This is a genomic window from Halorubrum sp. LN27 (assembly GCF_016635065.1).
Taxonomy (GTDB): Archaea; Halobacteriota; Halobacteria; order Halobacteriales; family Haloferacaceae; genus Halorubrum; species Halorubrum salipaludis.
The window spans coordinates 3,138,536-3,160,124 of record NZ_JAEPET010000001.1 but is presented as its reverse complement, the minus strand read 5'-3'; the positions used below and the strand labels follow the sequence as shown (position 1 = coordinate 3,160,124).

At 69.3% G+C, this 21,589-nt stretch carries 16 protein-coding genes; 5 read left to right on the top strand and 11 right to left on the bottom strand.

Annotated features, from left to right (window positions below; translation table 11 throughout):
- Positions 1-46: 46 nt before the first annotated feature.
- The 3 genes from JIN95_RS15640 to JIN95_RS15630 all read right to left on the bottom strand — a co-directional run bounded on the left by JIN95_RS15640 (position 47) and on the right by JIN95_RS15630 (position 4,878).
- Entirely contained in the window at positions 47-1,762 is a 1,716-nt protein-coding gene (locus tag JIN95_RS15640; RefSeq protein WP_200532058.1) for a vWA domain-containing protein, read from the bottom strand.
- Positions 1,763-1,880: 118 nt separating this feature from the next.
- A complete protein-coding gene (locus JIN95_RS15635) occupies positions 1,881-3,215 on the bottom strand; it encodes a SipW-dependent-type signal peptide-containing protein (RefSeq protein WP_200532057.1) in 1,335 nt (444 codons plus the stop codon).
- 133 nt (positions 3,216-3,348) lie between these two features.
- A complete protein-coding gene (locus JIN95_RS15630; RefSeq protein WP_200532056.1) occupies positions 3,349-4,878 on the bottom strand; it encodes a VWA domain-containing protein in 1,530 nt (509 codons plus the stop codon).
- Positions 4,879-5,334: 456 nt separating this feature from the next.
- Between JIN95_RS15630 and JIN95_RS15625 the strand changes: the two genes are divergently transcribed.
- The gene (locus JIN95_RS15625; protein ID WP_200532055.1) at positions 5,335-5,898 is read left to right on the top strand and encodes a hypothetical protein; all 564 of its coding nucleotides are present in this window, start codon (positions 5,335-5,337) and stop codon (positions 5,896-5,898) included.
- A gap of 415 nt (positions 5,899-6,313) precedes the next feature.
- Here JIN95_RS15625 and JIN95_RS15620 read toward each other — a convergent pair whose 3' ends face one another.
- Positions 6,314-7,252 carry a hypothetical protein gene (locus JIN95_RS15620; RefSeq protein WP_200532054.1) on the bottom strand — a complete coding sequence of 313 codons (939 nt, stop codon included), beginning with the start codon at positions 7,250-7,252 and terminating at the stop codon, positions 6,314-6,316.
- Positions 7,253-7,571: 319 nt separating this feature from the next.
- Between JIN95_RS15620 and JIN95_RS15615 the strand changes: the two genes are divergently transcribed.
- From JIN95_RS15615 to azf, 4 genes are all read left to right on the top strand, one after another.
- Positions 7,572-8,126 (top strand): hypothetical protein, encoded by a 555-nt coding sequence (locus JIN95_RS15615; RefSeq protein WP_095635591.1) that lies wholly within the window; start codon positions 7,572-7,574, stop codon positions 8,124-8,126.
- Between the two features lie 65 nt (positions 8,127-8,191).
- On the top strand, positions 8,192-11,053 hold the full coding sequence (gene mutS / locus JIN95_RS15610) for a DNA mismatch repair protein MutS (protein ID WP_200532053.1): 2,862 nt from the start codon (positions 8,192-8,194) through the stop codon (positions 11,051-11,053).
- A 61-nt stretch (positions 11,054-11,114) separates the two neighbouring features.
- A complete protein-coding gene (gene sepF / locus JIN95_RS15605) occupies positions 11,115-11,465 on the top strand; it encodes a cell division protein SepF (protein WP_004048756.1) in 351 nt (116 codons plus the stop codon).
- 99 nt (positions 11,466-11,564) lie between these two features.
- Entirely contained in the window at positions 11,565-12,452 is an 888-nt protein-coding gene (gene azf / locus JIN95_RS15600; protein WP_095635593.1) for an NAD-dependent glucose-6-phosphate dehydrogenase Azf, read from the top strand.
- 591 nt (positions 12,453-13,043) lie between these two features.
- On the opposite strand, the gene JIN95_RS15595 is transcribed toward azf, so the two are convergent.
- From JIN95_RS15595 to rpoB, 7 genes are all read right to left on the bottom strand, one after another.
- A complete protein-coding gene (locus JIN95_RS15595) occupies positions 13,044-13,697 on the bottom strand; it encodes a 30S ribosomal protein S7 (RefSeq protein ID WP_095635594.1) in 654 nt (217 codons plus the stop codon).
- Positions 13,694-14,122 (bottom strand): 30S ribosomal protein S12, encoded by a 429-nt coding sequence (locus JIN95_RS15590; RefSeq protein WP_004048726.1) that lies wholly within the window; start codon positions 14,120-14,122, stop codon positions 13,694-13,696. Before JIN95_RS15590 ends, JIN95_RS15595 begins: the two co-directional genes overlap by 4 nt.
- Before the next feature lie 225 nt (positions 14,123-14,347).
- Positions 14,348-15,160 (bottom strand): hypothetical protein, encoded by an 813-nt coding sequence (locus JIN95_RS15585; RefSeq protein WP_200532052.1) that lies wholly within the window; start codon positions 15,158-15,160, stop codon positions 14,348-14,350.
- A 45-nt stretch (positions 15,161-15,205) separates the two neighbouring features.
- A complete protein-coding gene (locus JIN95_RS15580; RefSeq protein WP_095635596.1) occupies positions 15,206-15,625 on the bottom strand; it encodes a NusA-like transcription termination signal-binding factor in 420 nt (139 codons plus the stop codon).
- Positions 15,625-16,839 (bottom strand): DNA-directed RNA polymerase subunit A'', encoded by a 1,215-nt coding sequence (gene rpoA2, locus JIN95_RS15575; protein WP_095635597.1) that lies wholly within the window; start codon positions 16,837-16,839, stop codon positions 15,625-15,627. The genes JIN95_RS15580 and rpoA2 overlap by 1 nt, the downstream gene beginning before the upstream one ends.
- Positions 16,832-19,753: a DNA-directed RNA polymerase subunit A' gene (locus tag JIN95_RS15570; RefSeq protein WP_095635598.1), complete on the bottom strand. Its 2,922-nt coding sequence runs from the start codon at positions 19,751-19,753 to the stop codon at positions 16,832-16,834. Before JIN95_RS15570 ends, rpoA2 begins: the two co-directional genes overlap by 8 nt.
- Before the next feature lie 6 nt (positions 19,754-19,759).
- Positions 19,760-21,589 (bottom strand): DNA-directed RNA polymerase subunit B, encoded by a 1,830-nt coding sequence (gene rpoB, locus JIN95_RS15565; RefSeq protein WP_095635599.1) that lies wholly within the window; start codon positions 21,587-21,589, stop codon positions 19,760-19,762.

Genomic DNA, 21,589 nt, shown 5'->3' with positions numbered 1-21,589 from the left:
TCCCGGGAGGGATCGCCGGGGGAATCGCGGTCGCCCGAGCGTGCGATCAGGCCGCGATATCCGGGCCGGAGCCGTCGTTGTGCCGCTCCTGTTCGGTGTAGAACCCGAGATCGAAGCCGAGCGTGTCGCCCTGGATCTCGTTGCCCACGTCGAACGGGAGCTCCCACGAGAGCGCGATGCAGTGCATCACGCCGTCGCCGCGGAACGCCTCGCGGTCGGCGTCGTCCGCCGGGTCCGCGAACTCGTCGTAGATCGTCGAGCGGTTGCCGTCGAGCGGGATACCGTTGCCGTCGGCGAGCGCGTCGAGGACGTTGCCGAGGCTGTCCTCCATGATGACCTTCTCCGCGACCGTCTGCGCGGCGAGGTTTCCGAACACCGTCGGGATGTTGAGCGGGTCGTCGACGTCGTTGAAGAACACCGGATCGCCGCCGGATCCGCCCGCCGGGCCGGCCATCGCCTGGAGCACGCTGGCGCTCCCGTTCACGTTGATCGTGTACACGTCGGTGGCGGGCGCCGGCGACGCCGCGCGGGCGTCGGCCGCCGCGCTCGCGGGCGGCGCGTACTGCGTGCTGCCGTCGCCGTTGAACGACTCCCCGTCCGAGAGGACGATGTTCCGCTTCTCGGCGTTGGAGCGGCCGTTGTTCGCGAGCTCGGTCTGGGCGTCGTCGAGGCCCTCGCTGATGTAGGTCCCCGTCGCGATCCCGTTTGCGTTCGAGTACGGGTCGGGGTCCCCGTCGCCGTCGAAGGGCGTCGAGCCCGCCCCGCCGCTCACGACGTTCGCGAGCTTCTGCCGGAGGTCCGACAGCGCGGTGTCGACTGCTGAGAGGTTGGTCGTCAACGGTTCGAGGATACCCGTGCGCGGCACCGAGTCGTCGCTCCCCTCGCCGTCGAAGTAGGCGACGCCGACCTGAACGTCGGCGCCCTGCGTCTGGAGGTAATCGACGAACTGTCGGGTGCCGAGTTCGACAAGGTCGATCTTCGTCGTCTCGCCGTAGGTAGTTCCGTCGACGGTGATGTCGTCGTCGCTGATCACGCCGCCGTACTGGTCGTACAGCATCGATCCCGAGAAGTCGAGCGTGAGCATGATGTCGACCGGCTCCGCGCCGTCGTGGACGTTGTCGCAGTCCTCGTCGTACCAGAGCTTCGCGTCGATCGCGTCCGCGAGGTCCGGGAGGTTGTCCGCGTCCACCAGCGACTCGGGCTCGGTGAACGCGCCGCCGTCCTCGGTGAGGTTGCCGGCCTGCATCCAGATGTAGCCGGGGTTGTCACAGAGGTGCAGCGAGAAGGTTATCTCGCCGGAATCGCCGGGTTTCACGTCCGTGAACTGCACCAGCGTCTCCATCTCCTCGCCGGTGACCGGGTCGATTCCGAAGTCCGCCTCCTCGGTCGGCGGAATCGTCTCGCAGTCCAGCACCGGGATGTTCGCCCCGTTGCTGTCCTCGTCCTCCTCGTCCGGGAAGTCGCTGTACCGGAGCACTTCCTCGGTCTCCGGGTCGAGGATCGACTGCTCGCCGTCGCCGTCGTGGTCCGGGTGCGCGCTGACGAAGGTCTGGCCCTCGCCGAAGTCGTACGTCTGTTGCCAGTCGACCAGGAGGTCGAGCTGCCCCGCAGTGAGCGTGTTGCCCTCGAACGACTCGGTGTCGTTGAAGTACGCCGTGGTGCCGAGCCCCGCTCCCGCGGAGGCCACGCCGACCGCCCCGAGGCCGGCCAGGAGCGTCCGCCGCGAGAGTCCGATCGTGTCGATTGCGTCTTTTTCGGTCATGAGTGTGATTCCCCGAGGGGAGGTCCCACCGACGGGATCGAACCGTCGTCTCGGCCGCCCGCGCGGGTCCGAAGTGGGAGGCGGTCACGCCGCCCGAGGCGGCGGAGTCGTCAGCGCGTCAGTCGCTGAACTCGACCGCGTCGGCGCTGTTGTAGAAGTCCGGACCCATCGACGGATCGTCGTTGACCTTCGCGACCGGACCCTCGCCGCCGGTGCTGCCGTACGCGAGCAGCCGGAACGTCGAGTCGATCTGACTGTTCGGGATCCCGAACACGATCGTGTTCCCGACCTTCGCCGCGGAGAAGCCGGCCGGAAGCGACTGCGCGGGACCGTAGCTTCCGCCGGTGTTCTCAACGTAGCCGAACGGATCGTCCGGGAACGCCGCGTTCGGCTGCCAGATGACTTGCCAGTCGTGGGTGCCGTCCGCGTCGGCGTCGACGGCGACCGGGAGGTTCGTGCTGGAGTAGTCGCCCGCGTCGAGGAAGTCGACGCCGTCGCCGTCGTCCACGAACGCGAAGCTCAGGACGGTCTGATTCTCGCCGAACGAGACGCTGGTGTAGACGCTTCCGTCGGTGGGGGTTCCGAGCGTCTGTCCCTTCCAGTCGTTGTCGTACTGGGTGACGACGGTCTCGTCGACGCAGGGGTTGTTCGTCCCGTCGTTGTGGCGCGACTGCTCCGCGTAGAACTCGAAGTCGAAGGCGACGGAGTCGGTCTGGATCTCGTTGCCGACGCCAGTTGGAACGACCCACTCGAAACAGACGCACTGCTCGGCGACGTTCGGTTCCTCGTCGTCGAACGCCGACTCGACGCCCTCGAACGGTTCGCGACCGTCGAGGGGAGCGTCCGCGTCGCCGTCGCCGGACAGGGGCACGCCCGCCTGCAGCGCCAGCATGACCTCCGCCAGCGATCCGGAGACGATCTCCTCGCCGACGGCCATTCCGCCCTCGCCGTCGTCGGTGCAGTACGACACCGTGACCTGCATCGCGTCGGCGAGCTCGCCCGCGCCCTCGCCGGGGTCGCCGCCCGTCGCGTCGGCGTCCGTCTCGGGCTCGGTCTGGCCGTTCTCGTCGTTCGCCGTCACTTCGCCGCACATCCACATGTACGCGGGATTGTCGACGATCGAGAAGCAGAACTCGCCCTCCCCGGAGTCGCCGGGCTTGAGGTCGGAGACCTCGATGCTGAGGGGCTCACCGTCCTCCTCGCCGCCCACGACGTTGCCGTCGACGTAGGTTCCGGGGTCGGTAGACCAGCTCCCGTAGCTCCCCTGGTCCTCGGAGTAGTCGACGTGGACGAACAGGTCCAGCTCGCCCGCGGTGAGCGCGTTGTCCTCGAAGGTCTCCGTGTCGTTGAAGTACGCCGTGGTTCCGAGTCCCGCGCCCGCGGAGGCGACGCCGACCGCCCCGAGTCCGACCAGCATCTTGCGCCGCGAGAGTCCGATTGTGTCGTCGTTCATTGTGTATCATCCCCTGAGGGGAACTCCCGTCGGCGGTCGCGAACCGCCGCGTCGGCCGCCCGAAGGCGCCGAACCGGGAACCGGACGAGGTCGCGTCCGGGGGTGAGCGGGCGTCCCGCTCGGAGTCGCGCGCCTACTGCGACGCGTTGCCGGTGCTGTTGCTGGTCGGGACCGTCCCGTTGAACGTCACGTCCGGCTCGTCGTTGTGCCGCGACTGCTCGGCGTAGAAGCCGAGGTCGAAGGCGACGGAGTCGGTCTGGACCTCGTTGCCCACGTCGGTCGGCAGGCACCACTCGAAGCCGATACACTGGGTGAGGCCGCCGTCGAAGGGGTCCCGCGCCTCGGTGGCGCGGTTGCCGTCGAGCGCGATTCCGGCTTCCAGCTCCGCCATCGCGTCCGCGAGCGAGCCCTCGAAGATGATCGACTCCCCGAGCAGCGACTCGCCGATCAGGCCGAACGCCTGCTCGAGCGCGCCCTCGTCGCTCGCGAAGAAGACGTAGTCCTCGTCGGGGTCGCTGGCGATGGCGTTGAGCGTCGAGACCTCCGCGCCGCCGACGCCGAGCGCGTAGATCGTGGTCCCGTCTCCCTTCGCCGCGGCCGCGGCTCCCGACGGGGACGTCCCCGCGTTGTTGGACCCGTCGGTCAACACGACCATCGTCGGCGACTCGCCCTCGTCGCAGTTCTCGAGGTCGCCCTGAGCGGTCTCGATCCCCTCGCCGATGGCGGTGTTGCTCCCGTCGGCGGGGAGATCGTCGATCGTGTCGAGCACGGTCTGTAAGTCGTCGGTCAGGGGCTGGACGACCTGCGCGCCGCTGCTGTAGCCGGCCGCGCTGAAGAACGTCACGCCGACCCTGCTGCCGGTGGGGCCGTCCTGCAGGATGCTCTCCGCGAGCGTCTTCGCGCCCTCGATCGCCTGCGTGTTGCGCGCGCCGGACATCGAGCCGGACGCGTCGAGGACGATCTGCACGCAGAGCGGACCGCCGCTTTCCCCTCCGGGCTCGTAGACGTTGTCGCAGTCCTCGTCGTACCACATCGTCACGTCGATGGCGTCGGCGAGTTCTCCCTGACCGCTGATCGGGCCGTCGCTGTCGTCGCCGAGCGCGTTGCTCTCGCCGTCGGCTCCCGCCTCCGGCTCTGAGACGGTGTTTTCGTCGTCCGCCGTCAGCTCGCCGTTCATCCACACCCACGACGGGTTGTCACAGATGTGGAGGCTGATCGTCACCTCGCCGCAGTCGCCCGGCTTCACGTCGTCGAGGACGAACACCGGGATCTCGTCGCCGTTGACCAGGTCCACGTCGGGCGCACAGAAGTCGCGCTCCTGGACCACGTCGGGCCACTCGCCCTCGTCGATGTTCGGGACCTCGCCGACGAGGTAGACGCCATCGTCCTCCTCGACGACGTCGAAGGGCTCGCCGGGGCCCTCGTCGCTGTACCAGCCGTTGATCTCGTCGATGCGCCCGGTCCCGCCCGCGTACGTGGCGCGGTAGTCGAGCTTCAAGTCGAGCTCGCCCGCGGTGAGCGTGTTGCCCTCGAACGTCTCCGTGTCGTTGAAGTACGCCGTGGTACCGAGTCCCGCGCCCGCGGAGGCCACGCCGACCGCCCCGAGGCCGGCGAGCAGCTTGCGCCGCGAGAGTCCGATGGTGTCGGTTGTGTCCGGATTCATGGTTGCTCCCCCGACTCGCCCCCGCCCACGATCGGGCAGCCGAATCGGTTACTCCCCCCTCCGAGAGACACCCACGTAGTTACGCGCAGCCACGTCACCGTCGAACCAGGGGTTCGATCCGGTAGAACGGACGGTTCACACGGTCAAACGCCGCGTTCGACGAACGGTCCGTCGTCCCTACTCGGGGCGAAACCGGCGGCAGGGATCCCGTACTTCACACGAGATCGCCGGTACGGGGGCCGTGCCGCACCGCCGGACGGACCGACGTCGATCGGGACGGAATCGCGTCGTCGATCGCGTCGCAGGGTACCGATTTGGCGACGCGGTTCTCCGGTCCGGGACGACGCCGGACGGGGGCCTGCGCGAGCGTAGCGAGCGCATACATATACCCCGGACGGAAGATGTAGGGCCAACGACCGATCTCCGCGTGACGCGGCGCGTCGGCGGCTCACACCCATGAAACTCCGAACAGACCTCCTTCCGGCCGAACAGGTGTACACGATCCTCGCCAACGAGCGCCGCCGGCGCGCCCTCGAACAGCTCGGGAGCGTCGGCGGCGCCGTGACGGTCCACGAGCTGTCGGCGCTGGTCGCGGGCCGCGAGACCGGCGAGAGCCCGCCGCCGAAGCGCTGTCGCGAGAGCGTGTACACGTCGCTCGTGCAGACGCACCTTCCGAAGCTGGAGGAGCTCGGCGTGATCGAGTACGACCGGGAGACCCAGACGATCGAGGTGTCCCGCCACGCGCGGGACGTGGCGCTGTACACCGAGGTGGTCGCGAGCGCCGGCGTCACGTGGTCGGAGCTGTACCGCGCGCTCGGCGTCGCCTCGCTGACGGTCGTCCTCGCGGCGCTGCTCGGCGTCCCCCTCGTCTCCGCGGCCGATCCGGTCCTGCTGACGAGCCTCGCGCTCGCGCTGTTCGCCGCCGCGAGCGCCTACCAGCTGTGGATCAACCGCTTCTCCGTGCTCCGGCAGCTCCGGGCCGGACGGAACCGCGCCTTCCGTCTGCGACGACGCCGCTGAGGCGGCGCGGCCGAGGTGAACTCCGGGGTTTGCGGTTCGTCGGCGACGACCGAGGACAGATTGACGTTTATAAATGAACGACCGTGCGGCGGCGCGCGCCGGCGAGCGGCCGACAGGCCGCGAGCCGCACGCGCGAGGGAGGTCGGCGGCGGCCGCGATGCGGTGCGGTTCCGCGGCCGCCGCCGACCGAGGCTGGGGAGGGGTGAGGCTGCGGTGCGGTTGCGGTCAGGGTGGGACTCAAAGGGGCAGCCGCGAGGACGCCACAGGCGACGCAAGCACCGCAGGGAGCGAACGAAGTGAGCGACCGAGGCGCGCAGCGAGCGTGTGGCGTCCTCGCGGCTGGGGCTTTGGAGGTGTTCACTGCCGATCCGCCGACAGTCGCTTAAAAGCGAGCGGCTGGGGCTTCGGAAGCGTCCTACCGCTCGCTCGCCAGCGACGGCGGGAGGTCGATCTCGAACAGCCGCGCGTCGCACGCGGTACACCGACCGGCGACGACCTCGTAGCTCGAACAGCACGACTCGACGACCCGCTCTTCCAGCTGCACCGGTCCGTCACAGGTGGGGCAACGCTCGACGAACAGTCGGAGCGCGCCGAGCACGCCGCTCCGCGAGGCGAGCGGGAGCGACGCCCAATCGTCGAGGGTCGCCGTCAACGCGCGGTCGGCGGCGACGTCGGCGAGGAACGCCGACCGGGACTCCCAGTGGCCGATGCGCTCGTCGGCGGCGTGCGCGAACGCCGCGTCGCCGCGCCAGCGGAGCGAGAGGTCGTCCCCCTCCTCGTCGAGCCCGGTGAGCCGCGCGAGGGCGGCCACGTCCGCGGGGGCGGCGGGACGCGTGCCGTCGGGGGCGAGCCCTGCGGGCGAATCGTCGTCGCGATCCGCGTCCGCGGTTCCCCCCGCGTCGCCGAATCCCGCGTCGCCGAACCCCGCGTCGGCCGCGTCGCGCAGCGCGGCGAGGTGCGTCCGCCACGCCGACTCGAACGCCGGCGCGAACGCGAGGTCGCTCCCGTCCGCCGTCTCGACCACCACGTCGGCCGACAGGAGGTACGACTCCGCGTCGATCACCGGCGGCGGCCCGGTATCGCGGCCCTTCCCGAACAGCCGCAGGACGCGCTCCGGGAGGTGCCGCTTCGTGAGTTCGGGCGTGCCGGGCACGAGGTAGCCGCGCAGCCAGACCGCCGCGAGCGCCGCGACGAAGACCAGCGCGCCGAGTTCGACCGCGACCAGCGCGCCGACCGCGGCCGATCCGGCCGCGGCGATCGCGACGTTGACGACCGTACAGGGGAGACAGCGGTTCTCGCCGGTGTACTCCGGTCGCCGAAGCCGATCGAGACGGGTGTCGTGTGATGCCGTCATGCCCGCCGTTGGCGGTGAGAGGGCCTATGTATGCGCGGCCTACCGCCCCGTTCAGGGGCCGGGAGCGAGAGCGAAGGCGAGACTGAGATCGCGCCGATCGCGGACGGGCGAACTGCGATCGCAGATTCAAGAACATTATAATAACGCCCCAAAGAGCGAGTATAGACACGATCAGGCAGCTCATATTCGCGTTTTCAGGGCCATACATATCGTTTCCCGAGAGCACCGAGGAACCAACCCTTCAATCAAGAATGTGATAATAGATAGAGATATGTGGGTTGGTTTCGATGGGGAATGTGATTCAGCACGTGACTGAGCCATGACACCACAACTCATAGGAGGGGCGGAATCGACGACCGGCGAGGCCGACGGAGCCTCGCGGGACGAGGTGTTTACCGCGCTCAGCAACCGGCGGCGGCGGAACGTGATCACGTACCTGAAACAGCACGGCGACGACGCGCGGGTCAGGGACATCGCCGAGCAGCTGGCGGCGTGGGAGAACGATCTCGAGATCCCGGAGGTGACGTACAAACAGCGCAAGCGGGTGTACACCGCGCTCCACCAGTCGCACCTGCCGAAGCTGGCCGACGGCGGGTTCATCGACTACGAACCGGACCGCGGGATCGTGTCGTTGACCGAGGAGAGCCGTCAGCTCGAGGTGTACCTCGAAGTGGTCTCCGGAAACGAGATCCTGTGGGGAGAGTACTACGTCGGGCTCGCGGTCGTCTGCGGGCTGCTCGGCGGCGCGGCGTGGATCGGGACGGCTCCGTTCGCGTCGGTCTCCGGATACGCGTACGCGGTCCTGTTCGCGGGGCTTTTCGGCGTCTCGGGACTCGTTCACCGGGCGTCGACGCGCCGGAACCGGGTGGGGTAGCGCGTCGCCGTTGCGGCCGGCCGCACCCGCAGGGTTTTAGCCGCCCACGGCGGGAGTACGGGTATATGGCAACGGGGATCGTCGGGGAGTTCCTCGATCTCAAGGCGGAGACCGACGCGGACGTCCTCGCGATGCAGTGCGGCGACTTCTACGAATTCTTCGCGGACGACGCCGAGCTCGTCGCCGACGAGCTGGACCTCACCGTCTCACAGAAGTCCTCGCACGGGTCGTCGTACCCGATGGCGGGCGTGCCGCTCTCCGAGCTGACCCCCTACGTGAAGGCGCTCGTCGAGCGCGGCTACCGCGTCGCCGTCGCGGACCAGTACGAGACGGACGACGGCCACGCCCGCGAGATCACCCGCGTCGTCACGCCCGGGACCCTGCTGGAGACCGCGGACGACGACGCGCGGTACCTCGCGGCGGTCGTCCGCGGGGGAGAGGGCGGCGGACGGGCCGGAGGCGCGTCGGGGGGCGCTCCCGCCGCGAGCGGGGCGGGAGCCGAGGGCGACGCCGACGGCCCCTACGGGCTCGCGCTCGCCGACGTGACCACCGGGCGGTTCCTCGTCACCGAGGTCGAGACCCTCGGCGACCTGCGCGCGGAGCTGTACCGGTTCGACCCCGCGGAGGTGCTCCCGGGGCCGGCAGTCCGGAACGACGACCGACTGCTCGGGGCGGTCCGCGAGGACCTGTCGGGCTCCGTCTCCCTGTTCGACGCGGAGGCGTTCGCGCCGGGGCGCGCGACGCACGCGGTCCGCGAGCAGTTCGGTCGGGAGACGGCCGACAGCGTCGGCATCGACTCCGAGCTGGCGCTGCGCGCGGGCGGCGCCGTCCTCGGCTACGTCGAGGAGACCGGCGCGGGCGTGCTCGCGTCGATCACCCGGCTCACCGCCTACGGCGACGACGACCACGTCGCCGTCGACGCGACGACCCAGCGCAACCTCGAGCTCACCGAGACGATGCGGGGCGAGACCGACGGCTCGCTGTTCGAGACGGTCGACCACACCGTCACGGCCGCCGGCGGCCGGCTCCTCCGCGAGTGGATCACGCGCCCGCGGCGGGACCGCGAGGAGCTCCGCCGGCGGCTCGACGCGGTGGGGGCGCTGGCGTCGGCGGCGCTCGCCCGCGACCGCCTGCGGGAGACGCTCGGCGACGGGTACGACCTCGAACGGCTGGCCGCGCGAGCGACGAGCGGGAGCGCGGGCGCGCGGGAGCTGCTCTCGGTGCGGGACTCGCTCGCCCTAGTGCCCGCGCTCGCCGACGCCGTCTCCGGGACCGCGCTCGCCGACTCCCCGGTCGCCGCGGTGCTGGAGCGGATCGACCGCGGGCGCGCCGCCGCCCTCCACGACGAGCTCGCGGACGCGCTGGCGGAGGACCCGCCGAAGACGAAGACGCAGGGCGGGCTCCTCCGGAAGGGGTACGACGGCGAGCTCGACGACCTGATCGAACGCCACGAGGAGGCCGAGGAGTGGCTCGACACGCTCGCGGAACGGGAGAAGCGGCAGTACGGGCTGAGCCACGTCACCGTCGACCGCAACAAGACGGACGGCTACTACATCCAGGTCGGCAAGTCCGCGGCCGACGGGGTCCCCGAGCACTACCGCGAGATCAAGACGCTGAAGAACTCGAAGCGGTTCGTCACCGACGAGTTAGAGGAGCGAGAGCGGGAGGTGCTCCGGCTGGAGGAGGCCCGCGGCGAGCTGGAGTACGAGCTGTTCGAGGAGCTCCGCGAGCGCGTCGCCGACGACGCCGAACTCCTGCAGGACGTGGGGCGGGCGGTCGCGGAGATCGACGCGCTCGCGTCGCTGGCGACCCACGCCGCCGGCAACGACTGGACGCGGCCCGACCTGACCGACGAGCGTCGGCTCGACGTGGAGGCCGGGCGCCACCCAGTCGTCGAGCGGACGACCGACTTCGTGCCGAACGACCTCCGGCTCGACGGAGAGCGCGGCTTCCTGATCGTCACCGGCCCGAACATGAGCGGGAAGTCGACGTACATGCGGCAGGCGGCGCTGATCCAGCTGCTCGCGCAGGCGGGGTCGTTCGTCCCCGCGCGGGCGGCGACGGTCGGGCTCGTCGACGGGATCTACACGCGCGTCGGCGCGCTCGACGAGCTGGCGCAGGGGCGCTCGACGTTCATGGTGGAGATGCAGGAGCTGTCGAACATCCTCCACTCGGCGACCGCCGACTCGCTCGTCATCCTCGACGAGGTCGGCCGCGGCACCGCCACCTACGACGGGATCTCGATCGCGTGGGCCGCGACCGAGTACCTCCACAACGAGGTGCGCGCGCGCACCCTCTTTGCCACCCACTACCACGAGCTGACGACGCTGGCGGACCACCTCCCGCGCGTCGAGAACGTCCACGTCGCCGTCGACGAGCGCGACGGGGAGGTGACGTTCCTCCGGACCGTGCGCGACGGCCCGACGAACCGGTCGTACGGGGTCCACGTCGCCGACCTCGCGGGCGTGCCGGCGCCGGTGGTCTCCCGCGCCGACGCGGTGCTCGACCGGCTCCGCGAGGAGAAGGCGATCGAGGCGAGGGGCGGATCGCGGGGCGACGCGCAGGGCGGAGAGGCGGGAAGCGAGGGGACGGGCGCCGCCGGCGACACGAAACAGGTCGTCTTCGACCTCTCGTCCGGGTCGTTCTCGGAAGGCGGCGACGCCGGAGCGGCCGGAGCGGCCGAGGCGGACGCCTCCGATCCCGAGCGAGGCCGGAACGGGACGGGTCGGGCGTCCGCCGACATCGAGGGGACCGCCGAGTCTCCCGGGCGCGCAGAGACCACCGAGGCCGCGGCGGCCGACCGACTTGACCCCGAGACCCGGGCCGTGATCGAGGAGCTGGCCGACGTCGACGTCGCGGCGACCGCGCCGGTGGAGCTGTTGTCGCGGGTCCAGGAGTGGCAGGAGCGGCTCGACGAGACCCGCTGACGACCGGCTCGCGGATGCGTCTGACGTAAGAACTAATGTCTAACCTCGTCGTGTGGTGTGTATGGGCATTATGAGCAAGATCCTCGGCGGCGGCGGGAACCGCTCCGTCGACGACTACGTCGAGCTCGACCTCGACGACTTCGCCGAGGCACATGCGGACACGGGCATGCAGGTACACATCGCGGAGATCGGCGACCAGGGCGACGTGATCCCGATCAAAGACGCCGTCTACGACGGCGACTTCGTCATCGCGGACATCACCCGCCACTCCACGTCGGACCGGACGATCGAACACATCATCGACGAGCTGCGGCAGGTCGCCCAGGAGGTCGACGGCGACATCGTCCAGAAGGGCGACGACCAGATCGTCGTCACGCCCACGGGCGTCTCGATCTCCCGCGAGAAGCTGTAGGGCGCTGACGACCAGCGATCCGGGGGTCGACGCCGGAGATGCAGCGCATCGCGGCCGAACCGTGCATTATATGCCCGTCTCGCGCCCATGCACGACCGAATGGACGAGCCGGTCCTCCTGACGGGCGCCGGCGGACGGGTGGGGCAGGCCATCCTCCGCGGCATCGGCGACGACTACGAGTGGCGACTCCTCGACAGGGAGCCGCTCCCGGCGGCGAAGGTGCCCGACGGGGTCACCGACGCCGACCGGTTCGTCGCCGACATCACCGACGATCGGGCGGTCCGTGAGGCGATGGACGGGGTCGGCGCCGTGATCCACCTCGCGGGCGACCCCCGGAAGACGGCGCCGTGGGACTCGGTGATTCGGAACAACATCGACGGGACCCAGGTCGTGATGCGGGCCGCCGTCGACGCCGGCGTCGAGAAGTTCGCGTTCGCCTCGTCGAACCACGCCGTCGGCGGCTACGAGACCGAGGACCGCACGCCGGAGCTGTACCGGACCGACGACGACTACCGGCTCGACGGCAGCGAGCTCCCCCGCCCCGGGAACCTCTACGGCGTCTCGAAGGCGGCCGGGGAGTCGCTCGGGCGCTTCCACCACGACGAACACGGGATGAGCGTCGTCTGCGTCCGCATCGGGAACCTCACGAAGGACCACCCGCCGCGGGAGTACGAGCGCGGGCAGGCGATGTGGCTCTCGCACCGCGACTGCGCGCACCTGTTCGACCGGTGTCTGCAGGCCGACTACGGCTACGAGATCGTCTACGGCATCTCGAACAACGACCGGCGCTACTACTCGATCGAGCGCGCCCGCGAGGCGCTCGGCTACGACCCGGCCGACAACTCCGCCGACTACACCTTCGAGGGGGAGCCGAAAGGCGAGGCCGGAGGCGACGACGAGGACGGCGAAACCGCCGAGGGCGACCGCGACGGTCCGGCCGAACCCAACTTCCCGACGGATCCCGACACGCCCACCGACGGCGCGTGAAGCGGGCGGTTGCTGACGGCGCTTCGTGATCGATTGCGGGAGTGGGTATAGCAAATTGGCTGATCGGTTGTTTATAAGTGAGTTTGTGATGTTGCTGTCGGCTGTTTATAAGTGATCGATGTATTTGCGGTGAAGACCTGCAAAGCCCCAGTCGCTGCGGGGGGCGCACGCTCGCTGCGCGCCTCGCTCAGTCGCTGTCGCTCCTTCACTGCGGTGCTTAGCGTCGCCTAAGCGGCCCTCGCGACTACCCCTTTGAGTCCCACCCGACCGCAGACCGCAGCCTCACGCCTCCCCAGCCTCGTCGCTGGCGCCTTATAAGGCGCCAGCGACTCCCTCGCGCGTGCTCCTCGGCCGCGAAGCGGCCTCGGAGGCACGCGCCACCGCACCGTTTTTATAAGTAGTCGTCGACGCCGCTCACAGCTGTTTAAATACCGTCTCGCCCCTACCGATCTGCAATACTCACTCCCGCTATCGATCGCCGTCGCGGGTCGACCCGCACGCCTCAACGCCGACCGGCGCCGCCGCTCCGCGCGGCGGGTCGAAACGGAAAACCGCGAAAACGCGTCCCGTCGGTCCGAGTCGGAACCGGCGTTAGCGGGCCGCGGCGGCGACGCGCTCGCGCTCCTCCTTCTGCGAGATGGAGTAGGAGCGCTCGGCGTCGTAGTCCGCGGCCGTGACGAGCTCGTTGGCGAGCGCCTCGGCGGCGGAGGTCGTCGACTTGTACGTCGCGTTGGCGACGCCGTCGGAGATGAACAAAAGCGCCTGATCGACGCGGCGCTGGGGCGCGACGTCGACCGCCTTCGGGACGGAGATCCCGCCGTACTTCAGGCGGACGGTCTCCTCGCGGGGCGCAGCGTTCTCGACGGCCGTCACGAGGATCTGGACCGGGTTCTCCTCGGTCCGCTCGTGGATGATGTCGAAGGCGTCGCGGACGATCCGCGTCGCCTGCTGTTTCTTGCCCGTGTTCTCCTCGGTCTGCATCAGGCGGTTGATCAGCCGCTCGACCAGAGAGATCTCGGACTTCTTGAACTGCTTGGACGCGTGGCGACCCATCGTGTGGGCGATGGGCGTCACGGTCATGTAGCGCTTCGTCGAGGGATCCTCGTAGGCGATCTCGGTGACGTCCCAGACGCCGAACAGCTTGGCGTTCTCGTTGGCGGCCTCGCTGGACGCGGGCGCGTCCGGGTCCGGCTCGTCGGCGGCGACGTCCGCGTCGGACGGCGCCTCGGTCTCCTCACCGCTCATCTGACGGGCTTCTCCGCGTTTCCGCGAACCAGTTCGATCATGGAGACGCCGTTGACCTTCTCGACCTTGTAGTTGACGCCGGAGAGGTCGCCCATCGCGCGACCCTTCGCCCCACCGATCCCGGCGATCGTGACCTCGTCGTGCTCGTCGATGAACGAGATGGCGCCGTCACCGGGACAGAACGCGGTGACCTGCTTCCCGTTCTTGATGAGCTGAACGCGGACGCACTTTCGGATCGCCGAGTTCGGCTGCTTTGCCTCGATCCCGACCTTCTCCAGCACGATCCCGCGGGCCTGCGGGGCGCCCTCGAGGGGGTCGGACTTCTTCTTGAGCCCGCGCTCTCGCCGAGCGTACTCGGAGTCGGACCAGCGGCGCTTCTGCCGGTCCTGTTTGAGCTTACGGGCCGCGTATTTGCCGTTCGCCATCGTACGTCTACTTCCGAACGGAGCTACTTAAGCGTCGTCTTTCGACGCGGAGAAACGCCCTCAGATCGCTCGAACGGTACCTCTCGTCCGTTCTGAGAGTGTTTTGCGGGACCGAGCGATCGAAAACGACGGGCGCTCTCGTCGGCTTACCGGCTCAACGGAAGCGAGCGCCCGTCGTTTCGACTGGAAGCGAGTCGCGCTCGCGGCCGAGAGCGCGTCCCCGAGTCAGGCGCTCGTCTCCTCGCGCGCCGCCTCGACCCACTCCGGTTCCGCCACCGTCGCGCCGAGGTCGCGGTAGTCGATGTCGACGTCGACGGTCGCCTCCTGCCCGTCGTGGGGGCCCGCCCACGACTGTTCGAGCCGCGGCACCACGCCGGACTCGTACACGTGGACGGTCGCCGACGCCGTCTCGACCGTCTCGGGGACGTTCCGGTCGCCCTCGAAGGCGTCCGCGGTGAACCGCGCCGTCCGCTCGCCGCCCACCTCGCCCTCGCCGTCGCTCGTCGGGTTCCACAGGTTCAGCCCTTCGTACTCCGTCTCGCCGCCCTCCGTCTCTCCCTCGACGCGGATCCCCGTCACCACCTCCGAGCGCATTGCCGACTCGAGGTCGTCGGCGGATCGGTCGACCGCCTGTCTCCCGTACTGCGTCTCGTCGCCGACCCGCTGGCGGACCAGCGCGTCGCCGTCGGCGACGTACAACTCCGACACGTCGGTCTCCTCGGTCTCGGTCAGCTCCTGTCGCACGTACTGTCGCCCGTTCTCGAGGTCGTACGCCGACTCGTACTCCTGTGAGGGGAGCCACGGGCTCGGCTCCGCGTCGCCGTCGTGGCTCGTCTCCGCGGTCGAGAACAGCGTGGCGCCGCCCGCCTCGACGATCGCCTCGACGTGGCGCTCCGAGAGGACCGCCACGTCGAGGCCGTCCTCGTCGCGCCAGTCGGCCTCGGGAAACGGGCGATCGGGGCCGCCGCCGCCGAGACAGCCGGCGAGTCCGATAGCGGCTCCGGTTCCGGCGCCGACGAGGAAGCGTCTCCGGTCCATGTCGCGACAAGCGAGCGCGTCGGCAAAAGGGCGTGGGTTCCGACCTCAGGTCAGCTGGATGTCGTCGATGTCGAAGTGGCGCTCCGCCAGGGTCCGCGCCGTCTCGATGTTGGCGCCCTCCGCGCCGATGGCGACGCCGCGATCCGCCTCCGGCACCTCGACGTACGCCACCCGGTCGTTCTGCTCCGAGATGGTGACGGCGTTGACCGCCGCCGGCGAGAGCGCGCTCGCGACGAACGCCTCCGCCGTGTCCGCGTCCTCGACCAAGTCGACGGACTTGCCGAGCCGGCGCTCCGCCTCCTCGACGGTCTCGCCGGCCTGTCCGATCGCGGCGGCCATCTCGCCGGCCGGCACGAGGAACACGAGCCGGTCGCTCTCCACGAGGCAGTCCTTCGGCGCGACCCCGGTCAGCTCGTCGAAGCGACCGATGTAGCGCCGGGCCTCGTCGGAGAGCTCGACGTACATTAGTCGTCGCCCACGACGCGCGACCCCATCCGGAGGTCGACGTCGCCGGTGCCGAGCGAGATCGGTTTGCCGGCGATCACGTTCTCGATGACGCCGTCGAGCTCGTCGTACTCGCCGTGGATCGCGGCGTCGAGCAGGTGGTTGACCGTCACCTCGAACGCCGCGCGCGCGAGCACGGAGTCCTTCGAGCCCGAGATGCCGTGGCGACCGATCGACTCGATCTCGCCGTTGTTCGTCATGATGTCGGCCACCAGCATGAGGTGGCGGACGTTCACGTCGTCGAGCCCCTGCTCTTCGAGCGTGTTCTTCGTCTCGTCGATGATCGTCTCGCGGGCCGCCTCAACCCCGAGGTTGCGGTAGATCTCGTGGATGTTGTTACACGTCGTGCGCGAGGCGTCGACGCCCTCGATGTCGAGGGTGTCGCCGAACGCCGACCCCTCGGTGTAGAGGACGAACTCCTCCTCGCCGTCGATCTCCTCTTTGCGGATGACGACGCGTTCGATCTCCTCGATCCCCTTGAACACGATCTCGCGGAGCCGCTCGACGAGCTGGAGCAGCTCGCGGTAGCTCGGCTCGTTCGGCCCGAACTCCACGACGGTCCCCGACTGCCGGGTGTTGACGCCGAGCGAGTCCTCGATCGTCTCGGCGATGATCGCAGCGACCTCCGACGGGTCCGAGTGGGTCGGCCACCGTTCGAGGAGGGTGTCGTCGTTCAGGTCGATCCGCACCAGCATGTCCGCGACGTTCGTCGACACGTCGCCGAGCGCGAGGATGCGCGTCGCCTCGATCGACCAGACGACCTCGTGGGCCTTCTGTCGGTCCGTGGCGTACTCGCCCTCGAGGTGGACCGTCATCATCGGCGTGTCCGGCGTCTTCCGGGCGTCCACCAGCTCGATGAGCCGGGGGAGCCCCTGCGTCACGTCGATCTCCGCGACGCCGGCGTAGTGGAACGTGTTCATCGTCATCTGCGTCCCGGGCTCGCCGATCGACTGCGCGGAGACGGTGCCGACCGGGTCCAGCGGGTCCACGCGCGTCTCGATGTACCGGTTCTCGACGCCGGTCGCGATGTCGGTGGCCTGCTCGACGGTGACCTCGCCCGCCTCCTCGGCCTTCCGGTCGATCGCCTCGTACACCTCGTCTTTGAGGCGGGCGGGAAGCTCCGTGGCCTCCACGACCGCCTCGATGTCGTCGGTGACGTGGTCGTACTCAGTCATCCGACTCCACCCCCGAGGCCTTGTTCAGGCCCGGCCCTGAGTGCTCCGAGAGGTTCGTCGGCGGCGCGCGCTCGCCGAGGAAGCGGTCCTTCTCGTCGTCGGACTCGAACTCGGCGTCGACGACGCGGTCGACGATGTCGTCGACGTCGATGCCGTCACCCTCGCCGGAGGAGACCTTGACCGGCGAGGTGCCGTCCTCACCGAACTCGAACTGGACGATCCGGCCCGAGGTGTCCCGGACCGTGCCGTCGTACTGCGCCTCCAGCTCGGAGAGCGCGTTGATGAGCCGGCGCTGGAGGTAGCCGGACTTGGAGGTCCGGACCGCCGTGTCGACCAGCCCCTCGCGGCCGCCCATCGCGTGGAAGAAGAACTCCTCGGGCGTGAGCCCGCCGCGGTAGGAGTTCTCCACGAAGCCGTGCGCCTCCGCGGACAGGTCGTTCTCCCGGTAGTGAGAGAGCGTCCGGTCCTCGTAGCCCCGGTTGATCCGCTCGCCGCGGACCGCCTGCTGGCCGACGGAGCCGGCCATCTGCGTGAGGTTCAGCATCGACCCACGCGCGCCGGAGCGGGCCATCACGACCGCCGGGTTGTCGTCGCCGAAGTGCTGGTCGGCGATCTCGCCGGCCGAGTCGCGGGCCTTCCCGAGCGTCTGCATGATCTTCATCTCCAGCGTCTCGTCGACGCCGCGGCCGGGGAGCGACTCCAGCTCGCCGGCCTCGTAGGTCGAGATGAGCTCCTGGACGCGGTCGTACGCGCTCTGGATCGCGTCGTCGACCTGCTCTTCGGCCTCCGGCGGGATCGACTCGTCGTCGATCCCGATCGAGAACCCGAAGTGCATGATCGCGCGCATCGCCAGCGACGCGATCTCGTTGATGAACACGCGCGAGCGCGTCTCGCCGTACTCCTTCGTGAGGGTGTCGACAACCTCGCCGCCGAACGCGCCGACGGCGTCCTCGTCGATCGTCCCCTCGACCAGCTGGCCGTTCTCGATGAGGACGCTGTCGCCCGTCGACGAGGTGAAGTCCAGCGAGAGGTCGTCGGGGAGCAGCTCCGAGAACAGCGTGCGGCCGGTCCAGTACTCGCGGCCGTCGTCGTCGACGCCGTCCGCCTCGGGCAGCTCGTCGACGCGGGTCGCGCGCAGCAGGTCCAGCGCCTGCGTCTCCGTGAACTCGGGGTTCGAGTGCGTGAGCAAGTACGTCCCGGAGATGTGGTCCTGGATGGCGCCGATGATGTTCCCGCCGAACCGCGGCGAGAGGATCTGCTCTTGGACGCGCATGAGGACGCGCGCCTCGGCGCGGGCCTCCTCGTTCTGGAGCGCGTGCATGTTCATCTCGTCGCCGTCGAAGTCGGCGTTGTACGGCGGACAGACGACGGTGTTGAGCCGGAACGTCTTGTACGGCATCACCACGACCTCGTGGGCCATGATGGACATCCGGTGCAGCGAGGGCTGCCGGTTGAAGATCACGATGTCGCCGTCGACGAGGTGGCGGTTGACCTCCCAGTCGGCCTCGACCTTCTCGGCGAGCTCCTCGCAGTTCTTCTCGGTCACCTTCAGGCGGCGACCGTCGGGGCGGCGCACGTAGTTCGCGCCGGGGTGGGCCTCGGGCCCATTCCGGACGTACTGCCGCGCCTCCTCGACGTTGCGCTCGGTGACGTTGAGCGTCTGGGTCATCTCCTTGGCGACCCGGTCCGGGACGCCGACCTCGTTCAGCGAGAGCGTCGGGTCGGGCGAGATGACGGTCCGGGCGGAGAAGTTCACGCGTTTGCCCGACAGGGAGCCGCGGAAGCGACCCTCCTTCCCCTTCAGCCGCTGGCTGAGGGTCTTGAGGGGGCGGCCGGAGCGGTGGCGCGCCGGCGGCGTCCCGCTGATCTCGTTGTCGACGAAGGTGGTGACGTGGTACTGGAGCAGCTCCCAGAGGTCCTCGATGATCAGCTGCGGGGCGCCCGCCTCGCGGTTCTCCATGAACCGCTGGTTGATCCGGATGATGTCGACCAGCTTGTGCGTGAGGTCGTCCTCGGAGCGCTGGCCGTTGTCCAGCGTGATGGAGGGGCGCGTGGTGACCGGCGGGACCGGGAGGACCGTCAGGATCATCCACTCCGGTCGGGAGTGCTCGGAGTCGATGCCGAGCACCTCCAGGTCCTCGTCCGGGATGTCCTCGAACCAGTCGCGGATGTCCGAGGGCATCAGCTTGTTCATGTCCTCCTCGGTGAGGTCCACGTCGAGGGCCTTCTCGATGGCGCGGCGGTCCTCCTTGCGCGGGCGGAACTCGCCGGCCATGATCTCGTTGATCCGGTCTAAGGCGATGTCGGTCTTCTCGGCGAGCTCCTGCGGCGAGGTGCCCGGGTCGTCCTCCTCCTCGTCGGGCTGCATCGCGGCCGCGATGCGCTCGGAGTAGTCGCCCGAGAGCACGTCCTGAACCTCGTAGTACGTGGTCGGCTTCTCGTGTTTGATGTCCGCCTGCGGCTCGCCGCAGAACGGGCAGGTCGACGCCTTCCGGGCCTGCCGGACGGCGGCCTTGAGCACGTCGTGTTCGTCGTCGCCGAGCTCCTGCGCCCGCTCGTAGCGGTCGCGGAACTCGTCGCGCTGCGCCTCGTCTAAGGCGAGCTTCCCGCACTCGCGGCAGGTCGACCGGAGCAGCCGCCGGATGAGCTTCGTGAAGCCCACGTGGATGACGGGCGCGGCCAGCTCGATGTGACCGAAGTGGCCGTTACAGGAGCCGGAGTGGGAGCCGCAGGTACGACACTCCAGGCCGGGGTCGATGACGCCGAGCCGCGGGTCCATCAGCCCCATGTCGATCGGGTAGCCGTCGTCGTCGTACGTGTCGGCCGTGATCACCTTCGTCGCGGACATGTCCCGGTACGTCTCCGGGTCCATGAGGCCGAAGTCGATGCCGCCGAGCACTTTCGGTGTTTGCATTGACATTTAAATCGCGTCCTCCAGTTCGAGTTTCGGTCGGATTCCGAGGGCGATCATCTCGTCGAGCAGCAGCTTGAACGCGTAGCTGACCTCCAGCTCGTGGATGTCGTCCTCGTCGCCCGTGACGGGGTCGTACACCCGGCGCTGCTCGCGGTCCTCGACGGCGACGAGCCCGGTCTCCGCGGAGACGTGGACCGTCTCCGCGTCGGAGGACTCCAAGAGCCGCTCGTTGAGCACCATCGACGCGCCGTGGCCGATGATCGTGTCGCGCTCCATCTCCCCGACGCGCAGGCCGCCCTCGCGGGCGCGCCCCTCGGTCGGCTGGCGCGTGAGCACCTGCACTGGACCGCGCGAGCGGGCGTGGAGCTTGTTCGACACCATGTGGTACAGCTTGTGGTAGAAGATCGTCCCGACGAAGATCTCCGCCTCGATCTTCTCGCCGGTGACGCCGGAGTACATGACCTCCTTGCCGGAGGACTTGAAGCCGTGCTCCTCTAAGCCGCCGCGGAGCTCCTCCTCGTCTTCGCCCTGGAACGGCGTGCCGTCGACCCGCGAGCCGCGCAGCGAGCCGACCTTGCCGCCGAGCATCTCCAGCACGTGACCCACCGTCATCCGCGACGGGAGCGCGTGCGGGTTCATCACGAGGTCGGGGACGACCCCCTCCTCGGTGAACGGCATGTCCTCCTGGGGCGCGAGGTGGCCCACGACGCCCTTCTGGCCGTGTCGGGACGCGAACTTGTCGCCCAGCTCGGGGACGCGCTGGTCGCGCACCTTCACCTTCGAGAGCTTGGAGCCGTCCTCGCCCTCCATCAGCGTCACCGTGTCGACGACGCCCGACTCGCCCGAGCGCATCGTCACCGAGGTCTCACGGCGCTTCTGCGGGGAGAGCCCGCCCATGTCGTCGGGCTCCTCCAAGAAGCGCGGCGGACTGGTCTTGCCGAGCAGCACCGAGGACTCGTCCACCTTCGTCTCGGGGTTGACGAGGCCGTCCTCGTCGAGGTGGGTGTACGCGTCCTCGCCGCGCGCGCCGCGCACGTCCTGTTCGGGGATCTCGAAGCGGTCCTCCTGCCCGCCGGGGTACCGCCGCTCCTCGCCCTCGTAGGTCCGGAAGAAGTGCGAGCGGGTGAGCGCGCGGTCGACGGAGCCCTGGTTCATCACCAGCGCGTCCTCGATGTTGAACCCCTCGTAGGACATCACGGCGACGACGAAGTTCTGCGCCGCCGGCCGCTTGTCGAAGCTGATCTGGTCGGACGTCTGCGTCTTCACCATCGCCAGCTGCGGGTAATGCAGCAGGTGCTGACGCGTGTCCGGCCGGATCCGGTAGTTGGCCGAGGGGAGCCCGAGCGACTGCTTCATCATCCCCGCGCCCATGGTAATTCGCGGGCTCGCGTTGTGCTCGGGGTACGGGATCATCCCCGCGCCGATACCGAACACGAGCTGCGGGTCGATCTCGAGGTGCGTGTGGTCCTCGGTCACGTCCCCCTCGTCGACCGCGACGAGGATGTCCTCCTCCTCCTCGGCGTCGATGAACTCGACGTAGCCGCGCTCGACGAGGTCCTCGAACTCGACCTCGCCGCGTTCGAGGGCCTCGACCTCCTCGTCGCCCAGCAGGGGCTCGCCGTTCTCGACGACGATCAGCGGGCGGCGGGCGCGCCCCGCGTCCGCGTTGACGATCACTTCCTGGGTCCGGTCTTTGACCGAGACGTTCACCATCTCCGAGACGTCGCCGCGCCGGCGGGCCTCGCGGATCTGTTCGGCGAGGGCCTCGGGGTCCGGATGGGTCCCGACGAGGCTCCCGTTGACGTACACCTTCGCTTCGCGTTCTGCCTGAGCCAT

Coding starts and splice junctions, on each gene's coding strand:
- JIN95_RS15640 (WP_200532058.1), bottom strand. CDS start 1,762: ATGACCGAAAAAGACGCAATCGACACGATCGGACTCTCGCGGCGGACG.
- JIN95_RS15635 (WP_200532057.1), bottom strand. CDS start 3,215: ATGAACGACGACACAATCGGACTCTCGCGGCGCAAGATGCTGGTCGGA.
- JIN95_RS15630 (WP_200532056.1), bottom strand. CDS start 4,878: ATGAATCCGGACACAACCGACACCATCGGACTCTCGCGGCGCAAGCTG.
- JIN95_RS15625 (WP_200532055.1), top strand. CDS start 5,335: ATGAAACTCCGAACAGACCTCCTTCCGGCCGAACAGGTGTACACGATC.
- JIN95_RS15620 (WP_200532054.1), bottom strand. CDS start 7,252: ATGACGGCATCACACGACACCCGTCTCGATCGGCTTCGGCGACCGGAG.
- JIN95_RS15615 (WP_095635591.1), top strand. CDS start 7,572: ATGACACCACAACTCATAGGAGGGGCGGAATCGACGACCGGCGAGGCC.
- mutS (WP_200532053.1), top strand. CDS start 8,192: ATGGCAACGGGGATCGTCGGGGAGTTCCTCGATCTCAAGGCGGAGACC.
- sepF (WP_004048756.1), top strand. CDS start 11,115: ATGGGCATTATGAGCAAGATCCTCGGCGGCGGCGGGAACCGCTCCGTC.
- azf (WP_095635593.1), top strand. CDS start 11,565: ATGGACGAGCCGGTCCTCCTGACGGGCGCCGGCGGACGGGTGGGGCAG.
- JIN95_RS15595 (WP_095635594.1), bottom strand. CDS start 13,697: ATGAGCGGTGAGGAGACCGAGGCGCCGTCCGACGCGGACGTCGCCGCC.
- JIN95_RS15590 (WP_004048726.1), bottom strand. CDS start 14,122: ATGGCGAACGGCAAATACGCGGCCCGTAAGCTCAAACAGGACCGGCAG.
- JIN95_RS15585 (WP_200532052.1), bottom strand. CDS start 15,160: ATGGACCGGAGACGCTTCCTCGTCGGCGCCGGAACCGGAGCCGCTATC.
- JIN95_RS15580 (WP_095635596.1), bottom strand. CDS start 15,625: ATGTACGTCGAGCTCTCCGACGAGGCCCGGCGCTACATCGGTCGCTTC.
- rpoA2 (WP_095635597.1), bottom strand. CDS start 16,839: ATGACTGAGTACGACCACGTCACCGACGACATCGAGGCGGTCGTGGAG.
- JIN95_RS15570 (WP_095635598.1), bottom strand. CDS start 19,753: ATGCAAACACCGAAAGTGCTCGGCGGCATCGACTTCGGCCTCATGGAC.
- rpoB (WP_095635599.1), bottom strand. CDS start 21,589: ATGGCTCAGGCAGAACGCGAAGCGAAGGTGTACGTCAACGGGAGCCTC.